This is a genomic window from Mesorhizobium sp. M7A.F.Ca.CA.003.01.2.1, from assembly GCF_003998945.1.
GTDB classification, from domain to species: Bacteria; Pseudomonadota; Alphaproteobacteria; order Rhizobiales; family Rhizobiaceae; genus Mesorhizobium; species Mesorhizobium ciceri.
Window position 1 is genome coordinate 1 of the sequence record NZ_RZRA01001459.1, and the last position, 823, is coordinate 823.

At 64.3% G+C, this 823-nt stretch carries 1 protein-coding gene; it reads right to left on the reverse strand.

What is annotated here, in order from left to right:
• Positions 1-645 (reverse strand): alanine racemase (locus EN969_RS33445; RefSeq protein WP_206525318.1); only part of this gene is annotated, 645 nt, incomplete at its 3' end.
• Positions 646-823 lie beyond the last annotated feature (178 nt).

The following is an 823-nucleotide window of genomic DNA, read 5'->3' on the forward strand; positions in this document are numbered from 1 at the left end:
GGCGAAGGCGTCGTCGAAGGGCTGCAGCTCCGTGATCTGGCTGCCGATATGGGTGTCGATGCCGGTGATCCTGATGCCGGGAAGCGTTGCCGCGCGGGCATAGACCTGCCGCGCCCGCTGCCACGGGATGCCGAATTTGTTCTCGGCCTTGCCGGTGGAGATCTTCTTGTGGGTCCTGGCGTCGACATCGGGATTGATGCGCAGCGAGATCGGCGCCACCTTGCCAAGGGCAACGGCTCGCGCCGACAACAGCTCAAGTTCAGGCTCGGACTCGACGTTGAAGCAGAGAATGCCGGCGGCAAGGGCAAAGTCCATTTCGCGCGCAGTCTTGCCGACGCCCGAAAACAGGATCTTGCCGGCCGGAATGCCGGCGGCCAGCGCCCGGCGCAATTCACCTTCCGAAACCACGTCGGCGCCGGCGCCGAGCTTCGCCAGCGTCCGCAGGACGGCCTGGTTGGAATTGGCCTTCATGGCGTAGCAGACCAGCGTGTCGAGCCCGGCAAAGGACTGGGCAAACACCCGGTAGTGCCTGGTCAGGGTGGCCGTCGAGTAGCAGTAGAATGGCGTGCCGACCTGTGCGGCGATATCTGGTATCGCCACGTCCTCGGCATGGAGCACGCCGTCGCGGTAGTCGAAATGGTTCACGGGAGTGATTCCGGAAGTTGCGGCAAGATGAGATCGGGTTGGAAGGCCCCGCTCTCGTCGGCCTAGATCAGCGGGTCGAGGATGAACTTCTTGTCCTTGACCGGTTTTTCTGGCTCCGGCGGCACGGGCTGATGGGCCTTCGAGGCATCCTTGCGCGCCTGCACGGCCGCCTCATAGG